Source organism: Klebsiella sp. GB_Kp047, from assembly GCF_040065235.1.
Taxonomy (GTDB): Bacteria; Pseudomonadota; Gammaproteobacteria; order Enterobacterales; family Enterobacteriaceae; genus Klebsiella; species Klebsiella quasipneumoniae.
The window spans coordinates 618,040-643,697 of sequence record NZ_JBEAJG010000041.1 but is presented as its reverse complement, the minus strand read 5'-3'; the positions used below and the strand labels follow the sequence as shown (position 1 = coordinate 643,697).

Annotated in this window: 22 protein-coding genes and 2 pseudogenes; 19 read left to right on the top strand and 5 right to left on the bottom strand. The window is 53.2% G+C overall.

Going from position 1 to position 25,658, the window contains the following annotated elements:
* The first annotated feature begins 14 nt into the window (after nt 1-14).
* From ABLV76_RS23660 to ABLV76_RS23575, 18 genes and pseudogenes are all read left to right on the top strand, one after another.
* The gene (locus tag ABLV76_RS23660) at nt 15-497 is read left to right on the top strand and encodes a hypothetical protein (protein WP_008807841.1); all 483 of its coding nucleotides are present in this window, start codon (nt 15-17) and stop codon (nt 495-497) included.
* A gap of 167 nt (nt 498-664) precedes the next feature.
* The gene (locus tag ABLV76_RS23655) at nt 665-832 is read left to right on the top strand and encodes a hypothetical protein (protein ID WP_086611071.1); all 168 of its coding nucleotides are present in this window, start codon (nt 665-667) and stop codon (nt 830-832) included.
* Between the two features lie 66 nt (nt 833-898).
* On the top strand, nt 899-1,582 hold the full coding sequence (locus ABLV76_RS23650) for a hypothetical protein (protein ID WP_004190632.1): 684 nt from the start codon (nt 899-901) through the stop codon (nt 1,580-1,582).
* 45 nt (nt 1,583-1,627) lie between these two features.
* Nucleotides 1,628-2,059, top strand: a complete 432-nt coding sequence (locus tag ABLV76_RS23645) for a zinc ribbon domain-containing protein (RefSeq protein WP_348878511.1) — start codon at nt 1,628-1,630, stop codon at nt 2,057-2,059.
* Nucleotides 2,060-2,132: 73 nt separating this feature from the next.
* Nucleotides 2,133-5,030 carry a phage tail length tape measure family protein gene (locus ABLV76_RS23640; protein WP_109964031.1) on the top strand — a complete coding sequence of 966 codons (2,898 nt, stop codon included), beginning with the start codon at nt 2,133-2,135 and terminating at the stop codon, nt 5,028-5,030.
* An 83-nt stretch (nt 5,031-5,113) separates the two neighbouring features.
* Nucleotides 5,114-5,449 (top strand): hypothetical protein, encoded by a 336-nt coding sequence (locus ABLV76_RS23635; protein ID WP_060568112.1) that lies wholly within the window; start codon nt 5,114-5,116, stop codon nt 5,447-5,449.
* A gap of 314 nt (nt 5,450-5,763) precedes the next feature.
* Nucleotides 5,764-6,237, top strand: a complete 474-nt coding sequence (locus tag ABLV76_RS23630) for a hypothetical protein (protein ID WP_042938302.1) — start codon at nt 5,764-5,766, stop codon at nt 6,235-6,237.
* Nucleotides 6,224-6,706, top strand: coding sequence for a DUF1833 family protein (locus tag ABLV76_RS23625; RefSeq protein ID WP_060568111.1), 483 nt, complete (start codon nt 6,224-6,226; stop codon nt 6,704-6,706). The genes ABLV76_RS23630 and ABLV76_RS23625 overlap by 14 nt, the downstream gene beginning before the upstream one ends.
* Nucleotides 6,707-6,715: 9 nt before the next feature.
* Nucleotides 6,716-7,096 carry a hypothetical protein gene (locus tag ABLV76_RS23620; protein WP_004104210.1) on the top strand — a complete coding sequence of 127 codons (381 nt, stop codon included), beginning with the start codon at nt 6,716-6,718 and terminating at the stop codon, nt 7,094-7,096.
* On the top strand, nt 7,093-10,161 hold the full coding sequence (locus ABLV76_RS23615; protein ID WP_186932432.1) for a host specificity factor TipJ family phage tail protein: 3,069 nt from the start codon (nt 7,093-7,095) through the stop codon (nt 10,159-10,161). Before ABLV76_RS23620 ends, ABLV76_RS23615 begins: the two co-directional genes overlap by 4 nt.
* Before the next feature lie 77 nt (nt 10,162-10,238).
* A pseudogene (locus tag ABLV76_RS23610) lies at nt 10,239-10,583 on the top strand (hypothetical protein); the annotation flags it as partial.
* 1,833 nt (nt 10,584-12,416) lie between these two features.
* Nucleotides 12,417-13,133 (top strand): hypothetical protein, encoded by a 717-nt coding sequence (locus tag ABLV76_RS23605; protein WP_142305673.1) that lies wholly within the window; start codon nt 12,417-12,419, stop codon nt 13,131-13,133.
* A 179-nt stretch (nt 13,134-13,312) separates the two neighbouring features.
* Nucleotides 13,313-13,561, top strand: a pseudogene (locus ABLV76_RS23600) (recombinase family protein); the annotation flags it as partial.
* A gap of 77 nt (nt 13,562-13,638) precedes the next feature.
* Complete coding sequence (locus ABLV76_RS23595; protein ID WP_001333465.1) at nt 13,639-14,061, top strand: hypothetical protein; 423 nt, start codon at nt 13,639-13,641, stop codon at nt 14,059-14,061.
* Nucleotides 14,062-14,596: 535 nt separating this feature from the next.
* Nucleotides 14,597-15,016, top strand: coding sequence for a translesion error-prone DNA polymerase V autoproteolytic subunit (locus ABLV76_RS23590; RefSeq protein ID WP_004179627.1), 420 nt, complete (start codon nt 14,597-14,599; stop codon nt 15,014-15,016).
* 1 nt (nt 15,017) lies between these two features.
* The gene (locus tag ABLV76_RS23585) at nt 15,018-16,283 is read left to right on the top strand and encodes a Y-family DNA polymerase (protein ID WP_244356377.1); all 1,266 of its coding nucleotides are present in this window, start codon (nt 15,018-15,020) and stop codon (nt 16,281-16,283) included.
* Nucleotides 16,284-16,432: 149 nt separating this feature from the next.
* Nucleotides 16,433-17,011: a hypothetical protein gene (locus ABLV76_RS23580; RefSeq protein WP_059476445.1), complete on the top strand. Its 579-nt coding sequence runs from the start codon at nt 16,433-16,435 to the stop codon at nt 17,009-17,011.
* Between the two features lie 70 nt (nt 17,012-17,081).
* Entirely contained in the window at nt 17,082-17,456 is a 375-nt protein-coding gene (locus ABLV76_RS23575) for a hypothetical protein (RefSeq protein ID WP_107357727.1), read from the top strand.
* A gap of 81 nt (nt 17,457-17,537) precedes the next feature.
* On the opposite strand, the gene ABLV76_RS23570 is transcribed toward ABLV76_RS23575, so the two are convergent.
* The 4 genes from ABLV76_RS23570 to ABLV76_RS23555 form a co-directional block, all read right to left on the bottom strand.
* Entirely contained in the window at nt 17,538-18,215 is a 678-nt protein-coding gene (locus ABLV76_RS23570; protein WP_048254504.1) for an SOS response-associated peptidase, read from the bottom strand.
* A 204-nt stretch (nt 18,216-18,419) separates the two neighbouring features.
* Nucleotides 18,420-19,385 carry a putrescine export ABC transporter permease SapB gene (gene sapB, locus ABLV76_RS23565; protein ID WP_017900865.1) on the bottom strand — a complete coding sequence of 322 codons (966 nt, stop codon included), beginning with the start codon at nt 19,383-19,385 and terminating at the stop codon, nt 18,420-18,422.
* Nucleotides 19,382-21,025 (bottom strand): ABC transporter substrate-binding protein SapA, encoded by a 1,644-nt coding sequence (gene sapA, locus ABLV76_RS23560; RefSeq protein WP_032455881.1) that lies wholly within the window; start codon nt 21,023-21,025, stop codon nt 19,382-19,384. Before sapA ends, sapB begins: the two co-directional genes overlap by 4 nt.
* Nucleotides 21,026-21,359: 334 nt before the next feature.
* Entirely contained in the window at nt 21,360-22,268 is a 909-nt protein-coding gene (locus ABLV76_RS23555) for an SDR family oxidoreductase (RefSeq protein WP_074404055.1), read from the bottom strand.
* Nucleotides 22,269-22,375: 107 nt separating this feature from the next.
* Between ABLV76_RS23555 and ABLV76_RS23550 the strand changes: the two genes are divergently transcribed.
* Nucleotides 22,376-23,218, top strand: a complete 843-nt coding sequence (locus ABLV76_RS23550) for a helix-turn-helix transcriptional regulator (protein ID WP_025999299.1) — start codon at nt 22,376-22,378, stop codon at nt 23,216-23,218.
* On the opposite strand, the gene ABLV76_RS23545 is transcribed toward ABLV76_RS23550, so the two are convergent.
* A complete protein-coding gene (locus ABLV76_RS23545) occupies nt 23,185-25,506 on the bottom strand; it encodes a helix-turn-helix domain-containing protein (protein WP_348878510.1) in 2,322 nt (773 codons plus the stop codon). The two genes, ABLV76_RS23550 and ABLV76_RS23545, sit on opposite strands and share 34 nt — an antisense overlap.
* Between the last annotated feature and the right edge of the window lie 152 nt (nt 25,507-25,658).

Genomic DNA, 25,658 nt, shown 5'->3' with positions numbered 1-25,658 from the left:
TTTTTGGAGTCTTTATGCTGATTATTTCTTCTCAAATTGATTTGAACGGAGAACGCTGGTTTTTCCCTTACAAAAAGCCAGCAGGAAGTAAAAAGAAATTCACGCCGGAAGACGAGGCGCTATTTAAACTCCGTCTGCTGGTGGCCAGTAGCGAGAATCCACAATACCGCTCACGCAATGCGCTGGTGCGGCGCCATATCGACAAAATGGACGCGAGCTACCAGGTCGGTACGGATGCTTTCGATCTCGCCAGTGTGGGCGAGATTGACTCGGTTGATGATCTTCTCATCGACAATTGCGCGCGCTTTCTTCTGAAAGACTGGGAAGGCGTGGGGGAGCTGGTGGATGGTACGGAGACGGCGGTAGCGTATACACCGGAGCGTGGTGTTGCGTTACTGAAGCAAAACCCCTCTCTGTACTGGCTTATTCTGGCTGAGGCGGCGAATATTGCTCAGGGTAAGGAGCAGCAGACTCAGGAAACCGTAAAAAAGCCATAGAGGCCCAAAAGTGGCTAAAGGAATTCGCCGGCGAGCAGGGCGAGAAAGCAAAGTGGCGCAGGGAGAAACTAAATCTCCCGCCCATTCCGGAGCCTGAAATCGATGCAGTCACTGGGGAGATCCTCAACGCTTACGCCATGATATCGCGCGGCAGGAAGTATGCCGGCATGGCCGGAGTGCCGCTCCCTCTATCCCTGAATGATATTGAGCTTTACCTGGCATCGCGCACCATCCTGATCGACCGCATTGAGTTTGACGCAGCGATACTGGCTCTCGATGATGCCTGGAGGGCTGAGTGGGCCGAAGAGCAAAAAAGGCGGGCGATAGTAAAATAACCTAATCATTGTTTAGCTGCCTCTATATGTTAGGATGTTTCTGATTGTAATCACGGGAAACATAAAATGAAGAAATTATTGATAGTGGCTCTGGGGGCAGTGCTTTTAACAGGGTGTACAACGCCGGCTCGTAACTATGTGCCTCAAACAAAGCAAATCAGTATTCCGCCGCTAAATACAGTAACAACAACCTACGTTGGCGAGGATATGGTTAGGCAGGGAATTGATGCTAGCATTGATGCAATTCATTTCAATCAGGCTGTGGTTATAGGCTCAATCGGTGTCTATACGATCCCGGCAGGAGACTACGTAAAAATTGGAGAGGATTCAAAATCAGAGTTTTACTCTAATGTAGAAAGAACATCAGGTGCAGTTGTTCCTAACCGCTTCATGGTTAATGATCCCACACAAAGCATACAGCTCATGAAGAACGGCGAAATTTGTATTGTCACGATTTATGGTGGAACCAAGTGTGATACAGGCAAGCCATTTACGAAAGTAAAATTCCAGACCGAGCAACAATCTTCCTTCCAGCAAACTCTTATCTACAATGGGAAGGTCGGCAACAAAATTAATATTGGTTATAGAGAATTTCAAGGAGGTATGGCTCGGGCCGCTTTTTCTAATGAGGTAGAGTACGACCTTTCTGAGTCCAAAACGATACGTTATAAAGGGGCTGTGCTGGATATCATGGATGCAAATAATCAGTCAATAACCTTTAAGTTGACTAGGAATTTTAATACAAATTAATAACTCCGGCCCATTATTTGGGCTGTTTTTTCATGAGGTGGGAGTATGAGGATTCTTGGTTATCTTGCCATCTTAATAGGCGTGATCTTCGCTGTTTTTGCTCTATTTATGGATGTAACAGTAGCAACAGATGATGGCTACAGAGTTAATAACCTTGGTTTAATATCTTCACGACAAAATTACATGATATTTGGCGGGTTCGTAACGATTGCAGGAGTCATCATCGCTTTGGTCGGTGAGAAGTTCAAACCATCCGCAAACTCAGTCAAATGTCCATACTGCGCAGAATTAATAAGCGCTGAAGCGGTGAAGTGCAAGCATTGCGGGAGTGATGTAACTCCTTCGAAGATAATAGCTAACACTGACAATACTGGAGCTAGTGATAGGCTGGCTGATGTTAATGTAAAGTTAATCGCTGGAATTGCAATTACTACCTTTGCGGTGATTATCGTAGCAATAATGTTTTACCGCCAATGAAGTAAAGACCCGACAGTTTCAAAAAGTTCCAACCTCGCTTTGGCGGGGTTTTTTATTGCCCGGAGAAAAGCACGTGACAGAACAAACCTCCCGCCTGGCCATTATTATTGACAGCTCTGGGGCAGAAAAGCGGGCTGACAATCTCGCAACTGCACTTGTAAAAATGACGCAGGCAGGTGAACGTGCTGCCACCAGTGCAGGGAAAGTGACAAAGGCCACTGATGAAGAAAAACAGTCCCTTTCTGAACTCTTAGATCGTATCGACCCGGTAAACGCAGCCCTGAACAAACTGGATAAACAACAGCAGGATCTTGCGAAATTCAAATCTAAGGGGATGGTAGATACCGATACATTCGATCTTTATTCAAAGAAAATCGAGGAAACACGAAACAGGCTAACAGGATTTCGCGACGACCTTGGTAAAGCCGGCCAATCTGCCGCCCAGACTGCCTATGCCATGCGCATGATCCCGGCTCAGATGACAGATATTGTTGTCGGCTTATCCACCGGTCAGTCACCGTTTATGGTGCTGATGCAGCAGGGCGGGCAGTTGAAAGATATGTTCGGGGGTATTGGTCCGGCAATTAAGGGTGTGGGCACCTATGTTATGGGGTTGGTTAACCCTTTAACTCTTGCAGCTGCGGCGGTCGGATTTCTTGGTCTGGCCTATTACAAAGGCACTCAGGAGCAGGACGAATTTTATAAGTCTCTCGTTCTCACTGGTAATCTGGTAGGCAAAACTTCCGGTCAACTGGCAGATATGGCGGCCCGTGTATCGGTCGCAGCTAACTCCACAACCGGTGCAGCAGCTTCAACGCTGAATCAGTTGGTGTTATCCGGTAAAGTAGCTGGCGACTCATTGGAGCGCGTGACAACCGCCATTGTTAAGACCAGCGAGGCGACGGGCATTGCTACCGATAAGCTGGTTGGTGATTTCAACGACATTACTGCTGACCCGGTTGCGGCCATTACCAAACTTAACGACCAGTACCACTTTCTGACACTGGCAACCTACAACCAGATTAAAGCGCTACAGGATGAAGGTAATCAGCAGGATGCTGCACGGGTGGCTACTGATGCTTACGCCAATGCCATGCAGCAGCGTGCGAATGATATTCATCAGAATCTTGGTCTTCTTGAAAGTGCATGGGACTCGCTGGGTAAAACGGCCAAAGGCGCCTGGGATGCGATGCTCAATATTGGGCGTGAACAAACACTAACGGATAAACTTGCCACCTTAAACGAAAATATTGCTGAAGCCCAAAAAGGGCAAAAAGATGGTGGGTTCTGGAACAGTTTTAGCGCGAGGTTTACCAACCTCCCGGAGATGATAAAACAGAGAGATTTGCTCGAATCAGTTGCCAATCTTCAGGGGGATGTAACCAAAGGACAGGCGAAGGCTAAGGAAGCCGAACAGCAAAGAATTAAAACGCAGCAGGAAGCAGATCGCGTTAACCAGCAATATCTGAGCAATGCGGATAAGCGCAATAAAGCTATTAAGCAGCAAAGCGAATTCCTGAAGGCTGGTGCAATTACTGCAGAGCAATATGCAAAAAATGTTTCTCGCATTAACGAGATGTACAAAGATCCGAAACCACCCAAGACGCCAAAGGGTAAAGCATATACCGAGGACGCAGCAACCAGGTTGCTTGATCAGATAAACCAGCAGACCGCTGCCATGCAGTCCCAGCTTGACGCCAGTGACAAGCTTAACAGCGCAACCCAGGCGCGGGTAAAGTTCGAACAGCAAATTGCTGACCTCAAGTCTAAAACGCAGCTCACAGCTGACCAGAAATCGATCCTTTCCCGTTCAGATGAAATCCTCCAGGCGTATAAGCAGCAGGAGGCACTGCAAAACTCCGTAAAAACCCTGGATGATTACCGGAAAATGCAGGAACAGGTAAAGACGAAGGATGAGCGGACCAACGATCTGCTTAAAACCCGTCTTGAACTGCTGGAGAAAGCCAAAGCAACCGGGCAACTAAAACCCGGTGAATATGAAAAAACACGGGCAGATATTTATCAAAACACCGATATGCAACTGCCCTCGACGGTTCGTAATGTTGTAGGAAACCTTACACCCACAGGAGGGCGACTCTCTGGAACTTTTGAGGGGATGCAGGGGCAAATCAACGAATATGACCAGGCTCAGCAAGAGCTCCAGCGCTGGCTGGCAGCTCAGGAGGAAGCTTATGCGAAGGCCGGTGAAATAACTGCCGAGGGTGAGGCCAGAATGACCTCTATTCGTCAACGTGCGGCGGATGCAAATCAGGTCATAGAGGCTCAGAAAAACACCATCATATCTGCGGCCACGCAGTCCTTGTTTGACAGTACCGCCGACATCATGCGAACGGGGTTTGGTGAGCAATCGGCAATCTACAAGGTCGCTTTTGCTGCGAGCAAGGCATTCGCTATCGCGGACTCGATGGTGAAAATCCAGCAGGCTATAGCAAGCGGTGCAGTAAGCGCGCCTTATCCGGCCAACATCATCGCTATGGCCTCAATCGCTGCGCAGACCGCCAGTATCGTCTCAAATATTCAGGCTGTTTCAGGCGTTGGCTTCGCCTCCGGCGGTTACACCGGCCCCGGTGGTAAGTATCAGCCAGCGGGTATTGTTCACAAAGGAGAGTACGTCTTCGACCAGGCATCAACGAACCGGATCGGCGTGTCTCAGCTTGAGGCACTTCGAAATGGCCAACCGCTTGATGCAACTCTGGGGCGTACAGGGTTTGGTACTGGTGTTCAGAACGTTAACAGCGATAACCGTAGGCAAACAACTGTACACGCGCCGATTAATCAGGAGTTTCATCTCCAGGGTATTACTCCGGAGCAGTTGAGCGCTACACTCAATCAGAATAATCGACAGCTTTCCAGGCAGTTAAAAGGTGAACTCACAAAGGAGGTTACCATGCCACAAGGGGCTTTTGGCAACGCTCTAAAAGGAAACTATACACGACACGGTCCTAGGTAAGCTAAACTGCATTAGCTGAGACTTGATTAGGTAGGTAAGTCTAACAATCTGAGTAGGTGCAAGAAAACACAAGGATCTTATTAATGGAAGCGTTGTTAACATTTACATTTAAAGACTTTATAGCTTTTATGATTCCTCTTTTTATTGGCGGGCTTATCTTCAATAGGAGACGTAAACGTAAGGAGGTTCGAGTGAAGTTTTCATTTCTTTGGTTTGTTTTGATAGTTGGTGGAATTCTTGAAATATGTGATGAGATTTACACAACTTATTCCTATAGGCATAATCACTTATATAATAATGATACGCTTACAACCGTTTTTAACTATGATTTTGCAAAAATTGTTTTTTGTGGGGTTTTGATCTTTGTTTCTATTGCGCTTCTTCTTCAGGAGTTGCTTTTAAACAAGCAGTCACATTGACGTATATTTCCTGTCGGCACATCGCCCTTTTTTATTTTGATATGGGGCTGTGCCGAAACAATGTAAGCTCACATTAAAGTTAATAAAATTAATATATTGATAATGCTGTTTTTTCTGATTTCTTTTAGCTCTTAAGATGAGTTGATAAATATATCGCCTTGTGTGTTTGTGTCGATTTAATAAGATTTTTATCTTCGTTAATCTGAACCAAAAAATCAGAGATTTCTTCGATTCCATCGTGCTTTATTCTGAAATGAATATCCTCCTGAGGTTAATGGTGAAATTTTATTCGAGATACTTTACCGGGAGACTGCATGACTGATATCAACTACCCACATGACAGCCTCCCTATGCCATTACAGGAAGGATACGGATTCCAGCCTGTAAGCCCGTTAAAACGTACCCAGTTAATCACCGGCCGCGCGCGGCAAAGGCGAGCTTATACGTCCACGCCGACGCAGGCCAGCATCACCTGGTTTATGGAAACCGATGCGCAGGGACTGGCGTTTGAGTCCTGGTTCCGTGATGCGTTATCTGACGGGGCTGCATGGTTCATGATGAAGCTGCAGACGCCGGCAGGCATTAAGTTTTACAAATGCCGCTTCACAGATATTTATCAGGGACCGGTGCTGGTGGCCCCGATTTACTGGAAGTACACGGCGACGCTTGAATTATGGGAACGCCCCCTTGCTCCTGCCCCATGGGGTAATTACCCGGAATGGATCGTCGGCAGCTCACTGCTGGATATTGCGCTGAATAAGGAGTGGCCGAAGCATGACGCAGATTAAACGCCTCTACGCCAGCAGCGGGCCGGAGGTGATCATTGAGACGCTGCAGATCACCATTGGTTCTGACGTCCATTATCTGTGCCAGGGCTACGAGGGTATTACGGCAACGACGGAGAACGGCGATACCGTAACGTTTACCGCCTGTGCGATAGACATTGCTCTGCCGGCGCGCAATGCGGACGGCACGCAGGACCTCAAATTTGCCCTGTGCAATATCGATGGTGTTGTGTCCACGGCGATCCGCAATGCGCTGGCTAACCGTCTGTCTGCATTGCTGACGTACCGGCGTTATATCTCCACGGATTTAGCGGCCCCTGCGGAAGTGCCGTATACGCTGAAAATCAAGTCTGGTTACTGGACGGCGACAGAGGCGCAGATTACCGCGGGTTATATGAATATCCTTGATACAGCCTGGCCACGTTACCGCTACACGCTACCTGTATTCCCCGGACTGCGTTATATCAGCTAAGGAATCCCAATGTTCAACCCTGATAAATACCGTTCTGTTAAATGGCAGAAGGGCGGTAGAGCCTACCCGCTACTTGACTGCTTCGGCATTGTGAACGAGATACGCCGCGATCTGAATTTACCCGTCTGGCCCGATTTTGCCGGGGTAACCAAAGACGACGGCGGCCTCGACCGGGAAGCGCGCCGGATGATGCTTACCCTTGAGCGCTGCGAACCCTGCGAAGGGGCTGGGGTGGCCTGCTATTCCGGGTCGACCGTCACCCACGTAGGGATCGTGGTCAGTATCGGTGGCCTGCTGCACGTGGCGGAATGCAATCCGGGAACGAACGTCACCTTTCTGCCGTTGCCGCGGTTTAAGCGCCGATTTGTCAAAGTGGAGTTCTGGCAATGACCATTCGTTTTTACCCGTCCCGGCTTCCCGGTGAACCACTCGAAACGCATGAGCATGGTGTAACCAGTATTCGCAGCTGGCTGGTGGCAAATGTTGAAGGCTACGAGGATCGGGATGTCCCACCGCTGACCGTTGAGGTTGAGGGGCTGTTAATTCCGCCAGGCGAGTGGGCTAAGTGTGTGATTCGCCCTGATAGTGATGTCAGGCTTTATCCGGTGCCTTTCGGGCTTGAGGCCGCGACAATTGCCTGGATAGGAGTGGGCATTGCCGTCGCATCTGCGGCTTATTCATTGTTCATGATGAGTAACATTGATGCCGGTGGCTATACGTCATCCACAGGTCGGAGCCTCGACCTGAACCCCGCTAAAGCAAACAGCGCGAAACTGGGTGATGCGATTCGTGAAGTTTTTGGGCGCGTGCGTATTTATCCGGATTATGTCGTACAGCCCGTTACCCGGTTTGATGCCGCCGATCCTACGAAAATGCGCGTCCAGATGCTGCTGTGTCTCGGTGTCGGTGAACTGATTTATACCAATGGCGATATCCGGGTTGGCAGTACGCCAGCTTCAACGCTACCGGGATTCAGCAGCACCCATTACCCGCCAGGCGCGGACGTTTCCGGTGATGAGCGCAGCGAAAACTGGGTCAACAGTACGGAGGTCGGCGGGACATCATCCAGTACCGGGCTGGATATGGCCCAGACGTCGCCGGATGCCGACGATATTATCGCAGACAGCATGACCGTATCCGGTTCGAGCGTAACGTTTACCGGGCTGGATACGGATGATGATGACGATAATGACGAGAACGATAACGCACTGCCGCCCAGTTGGGTCGCTGGCGCCGTGGTCGAACTGAAAGCCCCGGCGAACTACCAGATCACCACGGCGGCTGGATACAGCGTTATCGCAAGCCCGCTGCTGACGGAGATCGCGCCGGTGGTTGGAATGCCGGTGACGCTGGGGTTTAACTCTGTCGATTACGATCTGTTTATCGCGTCATATACCCCCGGCCAGGCTGCAGTACCCGGCACCGGGGGGAGTGCGGCAAAAGTCCAGGCCAGTGCGGCCCCGACCACCTACGATTTTTCGACCAGCTCCAGCACGTTCACGATCACCTGGCAGGGGGTTACCTACCCGGTGTCGCTGGTGGCTAACTATGTCTCGATGTCGGGACTGCTGGCGGCCATCACCGAGGGACTCACCGGATCCGGCCTGGTTGCACAGGACAACGGCGGCACCGTACTGATAACCGAGTCGGCCAGTCCGTTCGCGGGTGGGGCGATCACGTCCTCTTCACTGCCCGCAGCTGTTTTCGGTGATGCCCCGGTTTACACCTCCGGCACGGCATCAACCGGCGGCAGCCCGGCGGTAACGGCGAATGTGACACTCGCCTATAACTCTGCCACGGGCACCGCATTCTCCGGCATGCCGGAGGGGGTGCAACGGCTTTCACTTGCTCACCGCGGGAATGAGTACCGGATTGTGTCAGCTGACGGCACGACGGCGACGGTGGCGCGCCTGGTTAATGGTGCAGTTGATGAGTCATGGCCGGGATTCACCGCCCGGACGATGATCGACTATGAGGCTTCTGGCCTTAACGACACGCTGAGCTGGCTGGGGCCGTTCCTGGTTTGCCCTGAAAATGAGACCGTGGATATGTTCGAGGTGAATTTCTCTTTCCCGAACGGTATTTGCGGCTTTGACAGTAAGGGCAAAAAACGGATTCGCCACGTTGAGTGGGAGATTCAGTATCGCGTCTACGGTTCCGGTTCGGGGTGGGTGAGTCACCAGGGCGAGTATGCGCTGAAAAACGTCAACGGGTTAGGTTTCACTGAGCGGATCACCCTCAGCTCACCAGGGCTGGTAGAGGTTCGCTGCCGTCGGCGCAATGAGCAGGGCTCAAACAACGCGCGAGACAGTATGTACTGGCAGGCGCTGCGCGGGCGACTCCTGACGCGCCCTTCATCCTATCCCGGCGTGTCGCTGATGGCGGTGACCGTTGAGACGGGCGGGAAGCTGGCGGCGCAGTCAGACCGTCGCGTAAACGTTGTAGCCACGCGGGCCTACGACTCAGGAACGGCCAGAACCATTTCGGGAGCGCTGCTGCATGTAGGGAACTCACTGGGCCTGGAGATGGATGCCGACACCATCAACGCGCTGGAATCCGCGTACTGGACGCCACGGGGCGAAAATTTCGATTTCGCCACGGGCGACAGTATCTCAGCGCTGGAAATGCTGCAGAAGATAGCCAATGCCGGGAAGTCACGTTTTCTGCTGAGTGATGGCTTGGCGACGGTCAACCGTGAGGGGATTAAGCCATGGACTGGCGTGATCACTCCGCATGAGATGGTGGAGGAGCTGCAGAGCGGATTTACCGTACCGTCCGACGATGATTTTGATGGTGTCGACGTGACGTACATCAACGGCGTCACCTGGGCAGAGGAGACCGTTAAATGCCGGACGCCTGATAATCCCACGCCGGTGAAAGTCGAGAATTACAAACTTGATGGGGTACTGAATCAGGATCACGCCTACCAGATCGGCATGCGTCGCCTGATGAAATACCTGCAGCAGCGGGTGACGTTCCAGACCACTACCGAGCTGGACGCGCTGTGCTACAACACGGGCGATCGCATTGTGCTCACGGATGATATTCCGGGTAACAACACGATTTCCTGTCTGGTGGAGGCGATGACAACGGCTGGTGGCGTGACAACGTTCACCGTTACGGAGCCGCTGGACTGGTCTTTCGAAAATCCCCGAGCGCTGATCCGCTATCAGGATGGCTCTGCATCCGGGCTGATGGTGGCGAGCAGGGTGGGCGATTTTCAGTTGTCAGTCCCGCACCTGAGCGAGTTTGATGATCCGATGAAGGTTGACCTGTCGTCGGCAACCATTGAGCCGATCCGCCTGGTGTTCTGCGGCTCAACGCGCCATGTCTACGACGCCATTGTAGAGGAGATCGCTCCGCAGTCAGACGGAACCTGTCAGGTCACCGCTAAAGAATACCTCGAATCGTTCTACCAGTACGACGACGCCACATACCCCGGCGACGTCGCTTAATACCAAAAAAATCCCTTTCAACTTTTCTTTCGCTCAAACCCTCGTTTGGGCAAAGCCTCTTTTTGGAGCAAAAAAACATGGCCTTTAACCCGGAGCTGGGGAGCACGTCTCCCGCTGTGTTGCTCGATAACGCCGAGCGCCTGGATAAGCTGGTCAATGGGCCAGCCGCTGATGTTCCCGACCGTGGTGGCGATCCACTCTATTCGTGGCGCCAGATGATGGCGAAAAACGATGAGGTCAGGCAGAACCTGATCCCGCTCAGTAAGCAGTACGCGACGCTGGCGGCTGCCCAGGCGGATATCGCGAATATCCCCGTAGGGAGCACCACGTATTACCGTAGCCCTGATAACAGCGCGCTCGCGATCGAGGTCATTAACAACGCCGGGACACTGCAACCTACCGGGCGTCGAATGCCGTCACAGGGTGATATTGACAATCTAACTTCGATTGTTCAAATAATTAACTCGCTATTTTCAAAATATGCGCCTGCTGGATTTTCTTTAACGTTTAATGATGATACTGGTAATTTCAGTGTCGCAATAAAAGACGATGGGACTCTCGCTGCCGGAGCTGTTGAAACGAATCAGATTACATCATCTATTGCGAGACTCAATACGATTGTATCAACCCTTATATCTGCGGCAGGCGATCAACCAACTATGGACAGTGCTTTTGCAGTTGAATTTCACGATGCGCTTTACAATATTTGTGTCGCTATCGATTCCACGGGGCGCCTTCTGGCCGGTGGCGCGACAATTCAGAATTTGACTGCTGGCGTGAACCTTAATTTACCAGATGGGAGCTATTTTTCGCTCGGTGGGGCGCAGGGCTTCAAGTTGTCTCTGGCAGATATCTATCAGCAATTATGTTTTGCAATAAAAGACGATGGCACTCTTGCTGCTGGGAATACAGAACTGAATTCACTGTCTGTATCGGGAGATACATCACTCGGCGATGTAACGTCAACGTCAATTATTACTGGGGAAATAAAATCGCCGTCAGTTTTTAATAATGGTGAAAGTAAAACCCTGAAATTTAAGTTCTTGTCTGACATAATCCACATACTTAGTTTTGGCCAGTCGTTGTCAACTGGGGTAAATGGCACTCCAGTCCAAACAATTGATGAACTGTATAACGCAGTGAAGTTTAATGGCGGTGTACGCGCTCAGGATGGCGGAGAAGACCCTGCAATCACACACGCGAGTTTTCTGCCTTACACTGAGACAATACAGGACACAGGAAATGGCACTGGTTTTGAGACGCCAGTCGCAGGCTGTATCAAAATGATATATGACCTGACGGTTCAGGAAAATCATGGGTTTTCTCTCAGTGACATGGCAATTCTTGGTTCCGCCCCTGGGCAGGGCGGGAAAACAATAGGGCAGTTAAGCAATACGGCTGGCATTTATATGCCAAGAGTGCGCAACGACATATCTTACGGGCTGGCGTTGTCTCAGTCATCAGGGAAAACATACTCTCCCGAGGCTGTTATGTGGATTCAGGGAGAAACAGATCAAAGTAACGGGACAACTAAAGATGCATATATTGATTATTATGACAGGATGGTTTCTAAAATTAATGAGTATGCATCTGAAGTCATGGGTGAAAAAAGGGAATTGCCGTGGTTTACCTATCAATTTAGTTCATGGATTAACAGGGCACCGAACAATGCATACCCAACTATCCCGATGGCATTACTCGAACTTGCGAAAACCAGAGATGACACAGTAATGGTATGCCCGATGTATATTTTCGATTATTACGATGATGCGCACCTGACAGGACCAGGATACAAAGAATTCGGGGCGTATATGGGTATTGCAATTAAGAGAACAATATTTGACGGCATTCCATTTGAACCGCTCTGGCCGATATCTCATATTCGGCAGGGTCGGGTAATAAACATCAAATTCAACCCAGTGGGAAAACTGGTTTTAGATACGTCGTTTGTGTCCGATCCGGGAAACTTCGGCTTCAGCATAGTTGACAGTGATGGCGCTGAGATTGCGATAACATCTGTCTCAGTCAGATTTGACACTGTTTCTGTTGTGGCGGCATCGGATGTTACAGATGGTGCAAAACTACGTTATGCGTTTATTGGCGGGACCCATGGTCAAAAGCCAGATCGTACTCATGGTCCTCGCGGCTGCCTCAGGGACTCCCAGGGGGATACGATTATTTTCGACCCAAACGGATTAAATCGCCGAATGGATAATTATTGCACAATGTTTGAAATTGAGATTTGAGAGGGTGTCATGGCAGGATTGGGATTTAATATTGCTGGTGCAGTCTGGGATTCACGTAATGTGATCGGGAGTATTTACCCGCTGCCGTCAATTGCAACAATAACTCTGTACGGTTCAGGTGGGCCTACACCGGTACTTGGTTCCACGCCGTCCGTCATTAATACACCGATAATTAATGCTAATTCGTTTATCGGTAATTCAATGGGGGGAGGGTATGACACTGGCGTATCTGATAGCGTGACAAAAACGCTGATGTTGCTATGTAAGCCATCAAAAGCGGGGACAGGTAAATCAAAGGGGATTGGGACATACACCGGCTCTGGGTCGCCAATCGGGGACACGTTAATTTTTGATTCAACAACTAATCGTATTAGTTCAATTGCCGGAGCCAGTAGTGGATTCGTTCAGGATCTCGTCAACGCAGAAATTTACGACGGAAAATTTTATGTCGTATTTGCGGATTTCGCTCTGTATAAAACACAAATTTTTGCTTGCAAGGAAGGTGGTCTCATTGCCGGGCCCGGTGTAGGTTTAACTACTCGCGCAGTCCCAGATAAAACCATCCGCATTGCCAGAACGTACGAATCTGCGGACACGTCAGGGAATGCCGATATTGAAATTGCCGCATCAGGCATCTGGTCTGGAGCGCTTTTAACGAGTGAGCAGAAATTACAGATGCGTAACGCACTGGTCAGTCGTCTTGGGGGGATTATCGCAATAGGTTAACGTTAATGTAGTAAGACGGCTGTCATAATACTGACAGCCGCTACCAGAATATTAATTACCGTATTGCGCTCTGTAGTAAGCTTTAATCGCAGCAATATCAGATGCTGACTTCATTGCATCAAAGATGAGAATTTCTCCGTAATTAACATTATTCGCGGCAGTCGCCGCCAGTGTCAGGGGGCCGCTTTTTCTTCCACGTCATGAGCGCCCTGGCGGAAATGGAGCGCGAGCTGATCGTTGAGCGTACCCGTGCCGGTTTAGCCGCTGCGAGGGAGCAGGGGAGAGTAGGCGGTCGCCGCCGGGTCATGACTGAAGAAGTGGTGGAGCGGTGCCGCCGAATGCTGGAGAACGGCGCTACCCGGCAACAGATCGCAGATGTGATAGGTGTAGACGTGAAAACAATCTACAAGTACCTCCTGGCGACTTGAAGACAAAGATTTCACTACTTTTCCTGATATGTTACGTTTGGCTTAATCAATTCATTCAGCTTTGAAAACAGTTTGGTTTGTTCGTGAACGGTAAGAAAACAATAAGTTTTGAGCAATTTTTAACTATTAACAGCAATCTTGTTTCCATCTCAGATACATGGGCTGACTTGTGGGCGTTAATTTTTCACACGGGTTTAAGCGCTGGAAGGCTGCTGAGTATTCGATATGATGATATTGATGGTGACTTGATACTGATACGAAAACAGGGTCACCTGAAGGAGCTACGTGTTAAATCAACCCCTCCAGTGGAGGCGATGATTGCTCGTAGAAGAGAACGCTATCCAGAAGATGTTTATTTATTTCAGAGTCATTCTAACCGTGTGAAGTACCATCGCCGGCCGGTCACTATAATTGCTTTCAACGCCGCTTTACGTCGCGCCGCTAGATCATTACCAGACGTTAACGTAAGCAGTAGTAGCGCGAGAAACATACCGGACTAAGCGCCTGTCCAGTAGCGTGTGGCCGATGCGACAGGCGTGGGAGTGAAGACGATTTACAAATTTTTGCCAGTACAATACGGCGATAAAAAATCCCCTTGAGCAGGCACACTCAAGGGGAAAATACTACATAACATCATTGCTGTGTGCGTCTTTGCGCTCATCTATCTTCCAAGAAGATGCCTAAAGCTTCCAGATATTTCTGGTCTGAGCAGTTAAAACATTGGGTCGGTAGCCGATGTAATAGGAGGGGGTGAAGACGATTTATAAATATTTTCCAGCCGGTTAAGTTTGCTCACCTGCGAACCGTATGCAAGAGATCGCAGGTGAAGGCATTGCCATAGCTGAAAAATTTTAACCTCGCATTGTTCGCAAAACCATCAAACAGCTAAGGCCTGAAAACACTTTCAGACTAACCTTACTCGTTACATCAATGTGTTACGTCAATGGTGTAAATTGATAGCTAAAATCTATATTGATATGTCGCCCCGCTAAAACTACTGTATATAAAAACAGTATAAATGTGAGCGAGTCTATCATGCAGTTCTACACGCCCGTTGAGTTACGCCAGATCATGCTGCTCCCGTTGTACAGCGACCTTGTGCAGTGCGGCTTTCCTAGTCCAGCGCAGGATTATGTTGAGCAACGCATCGATCTGAACGAGTTGCTCGTTAACCACCCCAGTGCGACGTATTTTGTCAAAGCCGCTGGCGACAGCATGAAAGACGCCGGCATAGGGGAAGGGGATCTTCTGGTTGTGGATAGCTCAAGGACAGCAGTTCATGGCGATATCGTTATTGCTGCTGTGGATGGGGAATTTACCGTTAAGAAGCTGCAACTGCATCCGAGGGTTCAACTTAACCCAATGAACCCTGCATATTCGCCGATAGTCGTGGGTAGCGAGGATACTCTCGATGTGTTCGGGGTTGTAACTTACATCATCAAATCGGCTGGCTGAGATGTTTGCACTTTGCGATGTGAACTCATTTTACGCATCGTGCGAGACCGTATTTCGTCCTGACCTGAAAGGGCGGCCGGTGGTCGTCCTGTCAAACAACGACGGCTGCGTGATCGCCCGTTCGCAAGAGGCGAAGCCCTTCGTCAAAATGGGTGAGCCTTATTTCAAGCAAAAAGACATATTTCGCCGGCACGGTATTATCGCGTTTAGCAGCAACTATGAGCTTTATGCCGATATGTCCAACCGAGTGATGACAACGCTGGAGGAACTCTCTCCACGCTGCGAAATTTACAGTATTGATGAGGCATTTTGCGATCTTACTGGTGTTCGTAACTGTCGCGATCTTACCGATTTTGGCAGGGAAATTCGCGAGACGGTTCTGCGCAGGACGCACCTCACGGTCGGCGTCGGCATAGCCCAGACTAAAACCCTGGCAAAGCTGGCCAATCACGCTGCGAAACAGTGGCAGCGACAGACCGGAGGAGTGGTGGATCTGTCTAATCTTGAAAGGCAGAGGAAGTTGATGGCTTTGCTTCCTGTGGATGAGGTCTGGGGTGTCGGGCGCCGCATCAGTAAAAAACTGGAGGCAATGGGCATTAAAACGGTTCTTCAACTGGCGGATACCGATATTCGTTTTATCCGGAAGCATTTTAATGTTGTTCTGGAGCGAACCGTGCGGGAGCTGCGTGGCGAACCATGCCTAGGGCTGGAGGAGTTCGCACCGGTAAAGCAGGAAATCGTTTGCAGCCGTTCGTTCGGCGGTCGTATCACGGAATACCATGAGATGAGGCAGGCAATATGCAGCTACGCCTCACGTGCAGCGGAGAAACTCCGTGGTGAGCACCAGTATTGCAGATTTATCTCCGCATTTGTCAAAACCAGCCCCTTTGCGCTGAACGAGCCGTACTATGGGAACAGTGCATCGGTAAAGCTGCTATCGCCAACCCAGGACAGCAGGGACATAATTACCGCGGCGACGAAATGCCTCGATGCAATCTGGCGAGACGGGCATCGCTATCAGAAAGCAGGCGTTATGCTTGGGGATTTCTACAGCCAGGGCGTAGCGCAGTTCAACCTCTTCGACGACAACGCACCACGGAAGAATAGCGAGAAACTGATGGAAGTTCTCGACCATCTCAATGCGAAAGGCGGAAGAGGAACTCTGTATTTTGCAGGGCAGGGAATCCAGACCGCATGGCAGATGAAGCGTGAAATGCTTTCTCCGCGGTACACGACTAGGTACCGCGATTTACTCCAGGTCAGATGACTGTTAGTTCCTTAACCTTACGAATGTGTTCTAATATCATCCTACTGAAAGAGTCCGCTTAGAGCGAAGAGTAGACATCCGTGTTTGTTTTAAACATCAATAAATGTTTATTTTACTGGTGCTAGTAACCATTTTAAAAGGGAGTTGATATGGAGTCGGTACAAGCAGGTATACTTCCTGCCAATGAAGAGCTAACCCATGAGCTAATCTATTCTGAGGCAATTGCGGATGCCATGATTTCCATTGCTGCGAAGTTTAGTAGCCAATTGCCGGTTGATGAAATTAAATTGGGTCATATCTATTATGAAGACTCAGATGAGGCTAGTAGGAGTTGGCGTCTGCCAGAAAAACGGCAGTACATTGACTTCAACTGGAACCAAGAAAGACGTAATCAGACCAAACGCATTGATGTGAGTATTCGATGCCGCGATTTTCTTTGTGGGTTGATGCTTGGTAGACGTTCTAAAAATCGACTTTGTATAACCCTTCGTTACCTCGAAGGAAATCCACATAACCATCCTTTGAAAGGTTTTGTCATGCCGATTGCGCTCATCATTTCAGAGAGTTTCGCTGATGCATATGGTATCAGACAGGTCAATATAAGTCGGCCGGATAAGAAGCTCATTGAAAGATATGCATCTTTTGGCTATTCCCTGAACGCCGCAGACAAAGCTCGAGTGAAGCGGAACAATTCGCCCCGCGCTAAGCTCTTGACAAAGCTGCTCTGATAGTTTGCATTGAGTGTTTTATGAACTGTTATGATAAAATAATTATTAGTACAATATTAGGAGGGGGGATATGAGGCCAGCTAAGCAAGCAATAGTGAAACAGGGGAAATCGACAACTGCCCACAAACGCGTGCAGCAGATGCTCAAAACAGAAATTGTCCGCTCTGATTATCAGGACGTGCTGAATTTTGCTGTACGATTTAATACTCGCAGATGTCGTAACAACGGACAAATCCTCACAGATAGTTTACTGAAAACGATAGAGAAAGCATCCAGAGACTATGTTCTTGCAGGTCAAGCGAAGAACATGTCCCCAAGAGAAATTAAGCGTAAAATTGTTGCTTCTGGCCGCAGGAGTCGCAATTACACTGCATGGACATCTGATGTAGATTTAGAAGGAAAGCATAGTTTGATGGCGGGAGTGAAAGGCAGAGTAAAAGCCTGAATCGGTTGACATGGTCCCCATCAATAAGTGCTGCGCAATGTAAACAACGTCTGCATCTGCCGCATTGCGGGTTTTATAAAGCTATAGGCTTTTGACAGCCACAATCAATTCAGCCCCCTGATTCTTAACGTTTCCCACTGCGCGGGATACAGGGTGCCAAGTGAAATGGTTTGCTGACACTGAACCGTCGGCAACGATCTCCTCTGCCTCTTTCCCTCCGATATTCTGCCTCATCCATTCGCGTGCTGCTTCCGGCACCAGGACGAGTGGCCGGCGATCATGAATATCGACCAGACCCTGGTCGGCAGCTGCAGTCACTATCAAAAATCCCTCAGCTTCATCTCCGCGTTCGAAAGGGACGCTGCCGATCGCCGCCATAAAAAGGGGCTTACCGTCTTTTCGGTGGATGAAGTAAGGCTGTTTCTTATCGCCTTCTCGCTTCCACTCAAACCAGCCATCGGCAAAACAAATTGCTCTCCCGTGTTGCCATAGAGGCTTGAACATTCTGCTTGTCGCCGCGGTTTCTACTCGAGCATTAATCAGCGGTGGTTTATCCCACCACCCGGGTGCGTAACCCCAGTGAACCGGATCGAGGTGCAGCTGTTCGTCTCGTTCGCTCAGGAGCAAAACTTTAGTCCCCGGCGCCACGTTGTAACGCCCAATCGGCTCAGGGTCGTATGCAATGTCGCGCTCGGCTTCATCCGCTAGGTATGCCAGATATTCTTCACGGGTTTGGGATTGAGCAAAGCGTCCGCACATGGTTACCTCCAGTCTTCAGACTGAAAGTATAGAAGGTGTGGAGGAAACGTAGGAAGGGAACTCCGACAGCCATCTAACTGATGACTGTCGGAGATGACGTCAAAAACAATGTGTACAAAATTGTGTATTAAAATCAGGAAAATCGCACAATTTAAAAATTTAACTCATTGTTTTTAATGGACAAAAATATTTATTTTGTAGGTGCTATCGTAGGGCATACCATTCCTTATGTTTCAGTGGGTTAGCCATGGCACCGAGAATATCGGAAATCACGTTGACAATAATCACCAGCGCGCCAATCACCATTACTCCGGCGGAGATCGCCGCGTAGTCCTGCTGACGAATGGCGTTGATCAGCCAGCGGCCCAGTCCGGGCCAGCTGAACACCATCTCGGTGATCATCGCCAGGGTGAGCATGGTGGAAAACTGCAGGCCGAGGCGCGGGATCACCGGCGGCAGGGCGTTGTGCAGCACGTGGCGCAGTAGAATTTTGCGTCGCGACACGCCGCGGGTGGCGGCCGCCTTGACGTAGTTGGTGTCATAGACCTCGCTGGTGCTAATGCGCATCAGGCGGATCACTTCGGTAGTGGGGGCTACCGCCAGGGTCAGCACCGGCAGCACCATATGCCGGGCGGCGCTGACGATCATCTCATGGCGCCACGGCGAGTCCGAAAGCCAGGCGTCGATCAGCGCGAAACCGGTGACGTTTTTCACCTCATACAGCAGGTCGAAGCGGCCGGAGACCGGAAGCCAGCCGAGGGTCAGGGAGAAGAAGAGGGTCAGGAGCAGCGCGAGCCAGAAGACCGGGATCGAAAAACCGACCAGCGCAACGGCGCTGATCAGGGTATCGGGCCATTTGTTGCGCATCACACCGGCGATCATCCCCACCGGAATGCCAATCAGCAGGGCAAAGCCGAAGGCGAGGATGCACAGCTCCATGGTCGCCGGGAACACCTCGCGCAACTGCTCGGAAATCAGCTGGCCGTTGATGCTGGAGACGCCAAAATCCCAGTGTAGTACCCCTTCAAACCAGAACAGCCACGCATTCCACAGGGTCGCGCCCTGCAGCGGGGCATGGGGGGTGAAGTAGCTCAGGCTGAAGCCGACAAAGGTCAGAAAAAAGAGGGTGACCAACAGCAGCAGCAGACGGCGCAGGGTAAAAATAATCATGGTTTTTTCACCTCTTCGGTTTTCTCCCGCGATACGCCAGCGAAGGAAGCGTTACCGAAGGGGCTAAGCACCAGACCTTTCATATCATAGCGATAGGCCTGCAACCGCAGCGACGAGGCCAGCGGCAGGACCGGCAGTTCACGGGCGAGGATGCGCTGGGCCTCTTTGTAAGCGTCCATCCGCGAGGAGAGCTGTTGCGAGAGCAGCGCTTTTTGCAGCACGTCATCAAATTCCCGGTTACACCAGTGGGCAAAGTTGGTTTGCGAGGCGATCGCCGCGCAGCTCAGCAGCGGCCGGAAAAAACTGTCCGGATCGTTACTGTCCGTCGCCCAGCCGGAGAGCGTCAGGTCATGGTTCATGTCCATCAGCCGCGCCTCCTGGAAGCGCCCCTCCACCGGCATGATGATTACTTTGACGCCAATCTGCGCCATATCCGCCTGGATCAGCTCGGCTGTTTTCAACGGGCTGGGGTTCCACGCCTGCGAGCTGGTGGGAACCCACAGCTTGAGGGTGAGATTTTCCAGCCCCAGCGCCTTCAGACGAGCACGAGCCTCCTGGGGATTATATTCGGTAATCTTAGCGTCGTTATCGTAGGCCCAGGAGGCGCGCGGCAGCATCGACGCCGCCGTCTCCGCGGTGCCGTAGTAGATGGACTGCATCAGGCGCTGGTTGTTGATGGCCAGCGCCAGCGCGTGGCGTACCTCCGGGTTGTCCAGCGGTGGCTTGGCAGTGTTGAAGGCCAGCCAGGCAATGTTCATCCCCGGACGCAGCGTCAGGCGCAGGCGCGGGTCGTCACGCAGGATCGTCAACTGGCTGGCGGCCGGCCAGGCCAGCACGTCGCATTCGCCGGTCAGCAGTTTTGACAGGCGGCCGGTACCGCCGGAGCCGAGGTCGACCACCACCTGCGGCATCAACGGTTTGCCGCGCCAGTACCCGGGGTGGCGCTGAAGGCGAACATACTGTCCGGAGCGGTACTCGGACAACTGGAACGGGCCGGTGCCCACCGGCTGGCGATCGAGCTGTTCCTGACGATCGTCCTGCGTTAAGCGGGCGGCATATTCGGCGGAGGTAATCGACGCATAGTGGGTGGCAAGATGCCAGAGGAATGAGGCGTCCGGCCGCTTGAGGCGAAATTCCACGGTCTGATTATCGAGCTTGCGGACGCTTTCCACGCTGTCGGCAAACTGCAGGCTGTCGAAGTAGGGGAAGCTGCTGCCGTTGACGTTGTGCCAAGGATGATCGCGGTTAAAGATGCGGCCAAAGGTAAAGATCACGTCATCGGCGTTGAAATCCCGCGTCGGGGAGAACCATGCCGTGCGTTGAAACGGGACGTGGCGGCGCAGGTGAAAACGGTAGGTGGCGCCGTTATCAAGGACTTCCCAGCTCTCCGCCAGCTCGGGGACCAGCCGATAGGTATAAGGGTCGACGTCAAGCAGGCGATCGTAGATCTGCGCAGCCAGCGTATCGACGATCAGTCCGCTGCTCACTTTCTGCGGATTAAAGGTATTCACCTGGCCGCTGACGCAATAGACGAAACCGCTGTCGCGAATATCGGCGCGGTCGGGGAGCGCAGGGGCGGCAAAAGCCTGCCCACACAGCAGGGAAACCGCTGCCAGGAGAGATGACAATTTCAGGCGCATATTTTCTGTTTGATTATAGAGTTGAACTCTATCTTATTAAGATTCATAGACATTCACCACCGCCTTCAACAAGCCTGAGGGATAATGCGGTTACCGGGGGCGTATAGTATTCAGTCAATTGATTAAAATAGTCGCGGAACCGAGTCTGTATAATGAAACATGGTAACTTTTTATCGCCGATATCGCCAGTCAGCTCTGTTTGGCCGCGGTTGACCGGACGGTGGAAGCGACGCTAACGCCGAGGATAAATTCAGTATAGCGGGGAGAAAGCAGATGGTCCGACGGGCGGCTAACCCTACCCGTCGGGTGTAATAAAGGAGCGGAACGTCTTTGCTTATTGTGACAACGTCACTTTTTGGTAATCCATATTCCGCAGGTCCTCCAGCAGCCCGGGGCCGACCGGCTGCCACTGCAATCGCTCGCGGGTCCATGCCGAGCTGGCGCGCAGCTCAAGGGTGGTAAAGGGGGCAAACCAGCCGAACCAGGCGTCGGCCTGCGTCTCATCCAACTGGGTCAGCGGCAGATTTAAACCCCGGGCGATGACTGCGGCGATCTCTCGTAACGCGATCCCCTCTTCAGCCACCGCATGGTAGCGTTCGCCCGCAGCGCCCTGCAGCAGGGCGCTGACGTACAGGCGCGCGACGTCATCGACATGGGCGGCGGACCAGCGGTTGTTCCCCTCGCCGCGCAAGGCCACCGCGCCGCTGGCGACCGCGCGCTCGATATAGCAGGTCAGCAGCCCCTGGCGCACGGTGTCATGCACCTGCGGCAGGCGAACCACCCGGACGTCCACTCCCGCCTCCAGCAGCTGCTGGCCGGCGAGCTCTGAAGCGGTGCGCGGGCTGGGGTGCGCTGCGTTAAAGCACGACTCGCGGGCCGGGGCGCCGCTCCCGTCGTCGCCCATCAGCGTGCCGGAGGTGATGACCAGCGGCCGCTCGCTGCCGCGCAGCGCCTGGCCCATGGTCAGGATCGCCTGGCGGTCTTTCTCGCAGTTGGCGGCAAAGCGGCTGAAGTCGTGGTCGAAAGCGGTATGGATCACCGCGTCGGCGCGCTCGACGCCCGCCAGCAGCGAATCGGGGGCATCCAGCGTGCCGCGATGCACCTCGACGCCTGCCGCTTCCAGGGCCTGCGCCGTAGCGTCGCTGCGCGCGAGGCCGATAACCTGATGACCCGACGCCTGCAGCGCCGGAAGAATACGCGAGCCGATAAATCCGCTCGCGCCGGTAAGAAATATACGCATCATGAACCTCCTGAACGGGTTTACAGGCGTATCCTACCCACGATGTCATACTATAAAAGTAGAGACATTATCGGGGTATAAATTCTAACAGGCAGACTCACAGGCAGATGATGAACACTTTTGACAATCATGCTTTAGGTGATTTTCTCCGCGCCAGGCGTCAGCGTCTCGACCCGGCGACGTTTGGCTTCCCGGCGGGACGCCGGCGCACGCCGGGCCTGCGTCGTGAAGAGGTCGCCCAGCTGGCCAGCATCAGCCCGACCTGGTATACCTGGCTTGAACAGGGCCGCGGCGGGGCGCCTTCCCGCGAGGTGCTGGAGCGGATCGCCCGCGGTCTGCGGCTGACCACCCCGGAGCGCGAACATCTGTTTATTCTTGCCTTTGGCCATCCGCCGCAGACCCGTTTGACGGTCACAGATGATATGACGCCGCGGTTGCAGCGGGTGCTGGACGCCTTCACCATTCCGGCGATTATCCGTTCCGCCAGCTGGGACGTGATCGCCTGGAACACGGCGGCGGCGAGGGTGCTGACCGACTACGGCCAGCTGCCGCTGGCGGAGCGCAACGTGCTGCGCCGCCTGTTTACCCGGCCTGAGGCCCGCTGCACCCTGGAGGACTGGCAGACGGTGGGGCAGCTTATCGTTAACGCCTTCCGCGCCGACGTCACGCGGATGGGCGCCACGAAAGAAACTGACCAGCTGATCGCGGAGCTCAGCCAGCAAAGCGTCGAGTTCGCCCGTTTCTGGCAAAGTCATGACGTCGCCGGCCACGGCGAAGGCTATAAGCGCATTAACCACCCGCAGATGGGCCCGCTCGATCTGGAGTTCACCTCTTTTGCCGTGGAAGGCCGTCCCGATCTGTCGCTGCTGGTTTTCAATCCGGCGACGACGGAGAGCCAGCGCAAAATTCACGGTTTGCTTCAGGCGTCAGGATCCTCGCCGGGGGAGAGCTGAGGGGTAAATTCGTACAGCGCCAGGGCGTTGCTCTCCAGCGAGTCGACCCGCAGCCAGTGGCCATCGAGCCGGGCCTCCTCCACGCTGAGCGCCGGACGAGCCTGATGCATCAGCCACTGATAATCTTCGGCGTCGGGGCCGCTGCGGCTGCGAAAGGCGTCCACCAGCGGGAACAGCGCGCCGTGGTGCTGATCGAACAGGTGCTGTTTGACGCGCCAGCGGCCCTTGAGCCCCTGCAGCCGCACACTGTACGGCTGGCTGAAGCGTTGAATAAAAGCCGCTTCGCTGGAGAGCCAGGGGTTGTAGACCACCGTATTGCGCAGCAGCAGCTGGTAGTGCCCCTGATGATGAAGCAGCAGCAGGTTTTTGTCGTGGAACAGGATCTCGCCGCGCAGACGTCGCCAGAGCCACAGCACCCAGTAAACCGGGCGCGGCAGCCCGTGCAGATAGTGCAGCGCCAGGCTGGAGGTATCCAGCTTGCCGTTGGCGCGGGCTTCGCCCTGAAGGCCGGAATTTAACCAGAAGCCCGCCAGCCAGACCTGGTCAGCGACCCCCAGCAGATTATCCATCAACAGCGCGCCGCGAAAAAAGCGCCCGTTAGTATCCCGCGTATCGCCGGTCAGCGTATTCCACGAGAGCAGCCATAGCGGCAGGTTGAGCTGCCGTTGACGCAGGGCGCTGTGGATTTGCCGCAGCTTATGCGCCGGATAGTGCTCGCAGGAGGCCAGACTGCTGCTGTCCGCCTGGGCCAGATCGAGCTGTTCGTTGGCATCCGCCTGGCAGGCGAGAAAATCGGATTCCGCCAGCAGCGGCGAGTGGAACAGGGAATCGTCCCCGGGCGCGCTGGCGGCAAAGCGGTGCCAGATCCCCAGCTGCGGCTGCGGCAGAAGACGGTGAAGAACCTCGCGCTGCTGCCGCCAGGCGGCCTGGCGGGCCGCTTCGCTCGCCTGCGGCGACCAGTGCCAGACAAAGCGCCAACTGCTGAGCGTCGCCGGCGGAAAATGGTTGGCAGCGAGTTGCAGGAAGCGCTGCAGCAGGTCGCTGCGAGTGGTGACCCCGGTATGCAGGATCACCTGCCAGCCCATCACCGCCAGCCAGCTGAAGATCTGCTGCAGGTTGTACCAGCAGGCGTAGCCAGCCATCTGCGGATCGTCCCAGCCGGTGCCGAACAGGCGGCTGCTGAGAAAGGCGTCGTTGATATCGATGGCATACACAGGCAGGACGCGGTGCAACTGCTCCAGCTCGCGGCGCACGTCCTCCCGCAGCAGATCGTCCAGCTCGCGCACGGTCACCACCATCCGGGTATGGCGCAGCACTGCGGCGCGCGCCGGTCGCTGGTGCAGGTTGATCTCCCGGGTTTGCGGCGGATTGATCAGCAGCGGCTGGCTCTCCCTGTCGGGTGGTTCGGGCTCATTAAGGCGGGCGTAGAGCCGGTCCACGGCCACCGGCTGCCAGCGATCTCCCTGCGGCGGGCGCGGTCGGCCAGGCTCCCGGGGGGACTGCTCGCGATACTGGCGCGGCGTCACGCCATGGTGGCGCTTAAACAGATCGCTCATCATTCGCGTGCTGGCGAACCCCTGTTCGCGGGCAATTTGCTGAACGGGTTTGCGGGTGGTTAACAGCTGGTCGGCGGCGTGGCGCAGGCGCAGCGCGGTGAGGTACTGAACAAAACTGACCCCAACCTCCTTGTGAAACAGGCGTGACAGCCAGGCCTCGGAGACAAACTCTGCGGCCGCCACCTCCTGTAAAGAGAGACGGCGCTGATAGTTGGCGTCGATCCGCGCCACCACGCTGGCTATCCTCCGGCTCCATTTTTCTGAATCGCGCCGCGGCGTGGAGACGATGGGCTGGCTGAAGCGCGTGGCCAGCAGCAGCGCTATCTCGCTCAACCAGCGGTTGGCCTCCAGCCGGTAATGGCCGGGATGATTGACCAGACCGCTCACCAGCAGCTGGCGCATCAGGCGGCGCAGGCCGTCATCGGCATCCCGGGTGCGCGGCGATATCTGGTAGTCGACGGCAAAAAAAGTGGTGTCGAGGCGGGCCAGCCAGCTGGCGGCGAGGGTCAGGATCATCACCGCGTTGCCCCCGGCGCTGCGCAGGCTCCAGCGACGGTTGCGGTTAACGATCGCCAGCCCGTCGACGGCAAGCTGCTGCGGCGCACCTTCCGCCTCCGTTAGATTTACGCTCCCCTCCAGCACCCACAGCAGCGTCAGCAGATCGCTTTCCGGCTGGCTCAGCTGACGCACATCGCGCACGGTGACGCTAAAGTCGCCTGAATGCTGCTCCACATGGCTCTCCTCTGTCGACAAAAAGCAACCGGTTGTTTTTTGTCATAACCGATATGTATGAAAAACACTCATTGATTTCTCGTCAATATAAAACAAAAAACCGCGCCTGAAAGCTGTTTCACCCGCATAAACTCGAAAGTGTCGTGCAAACA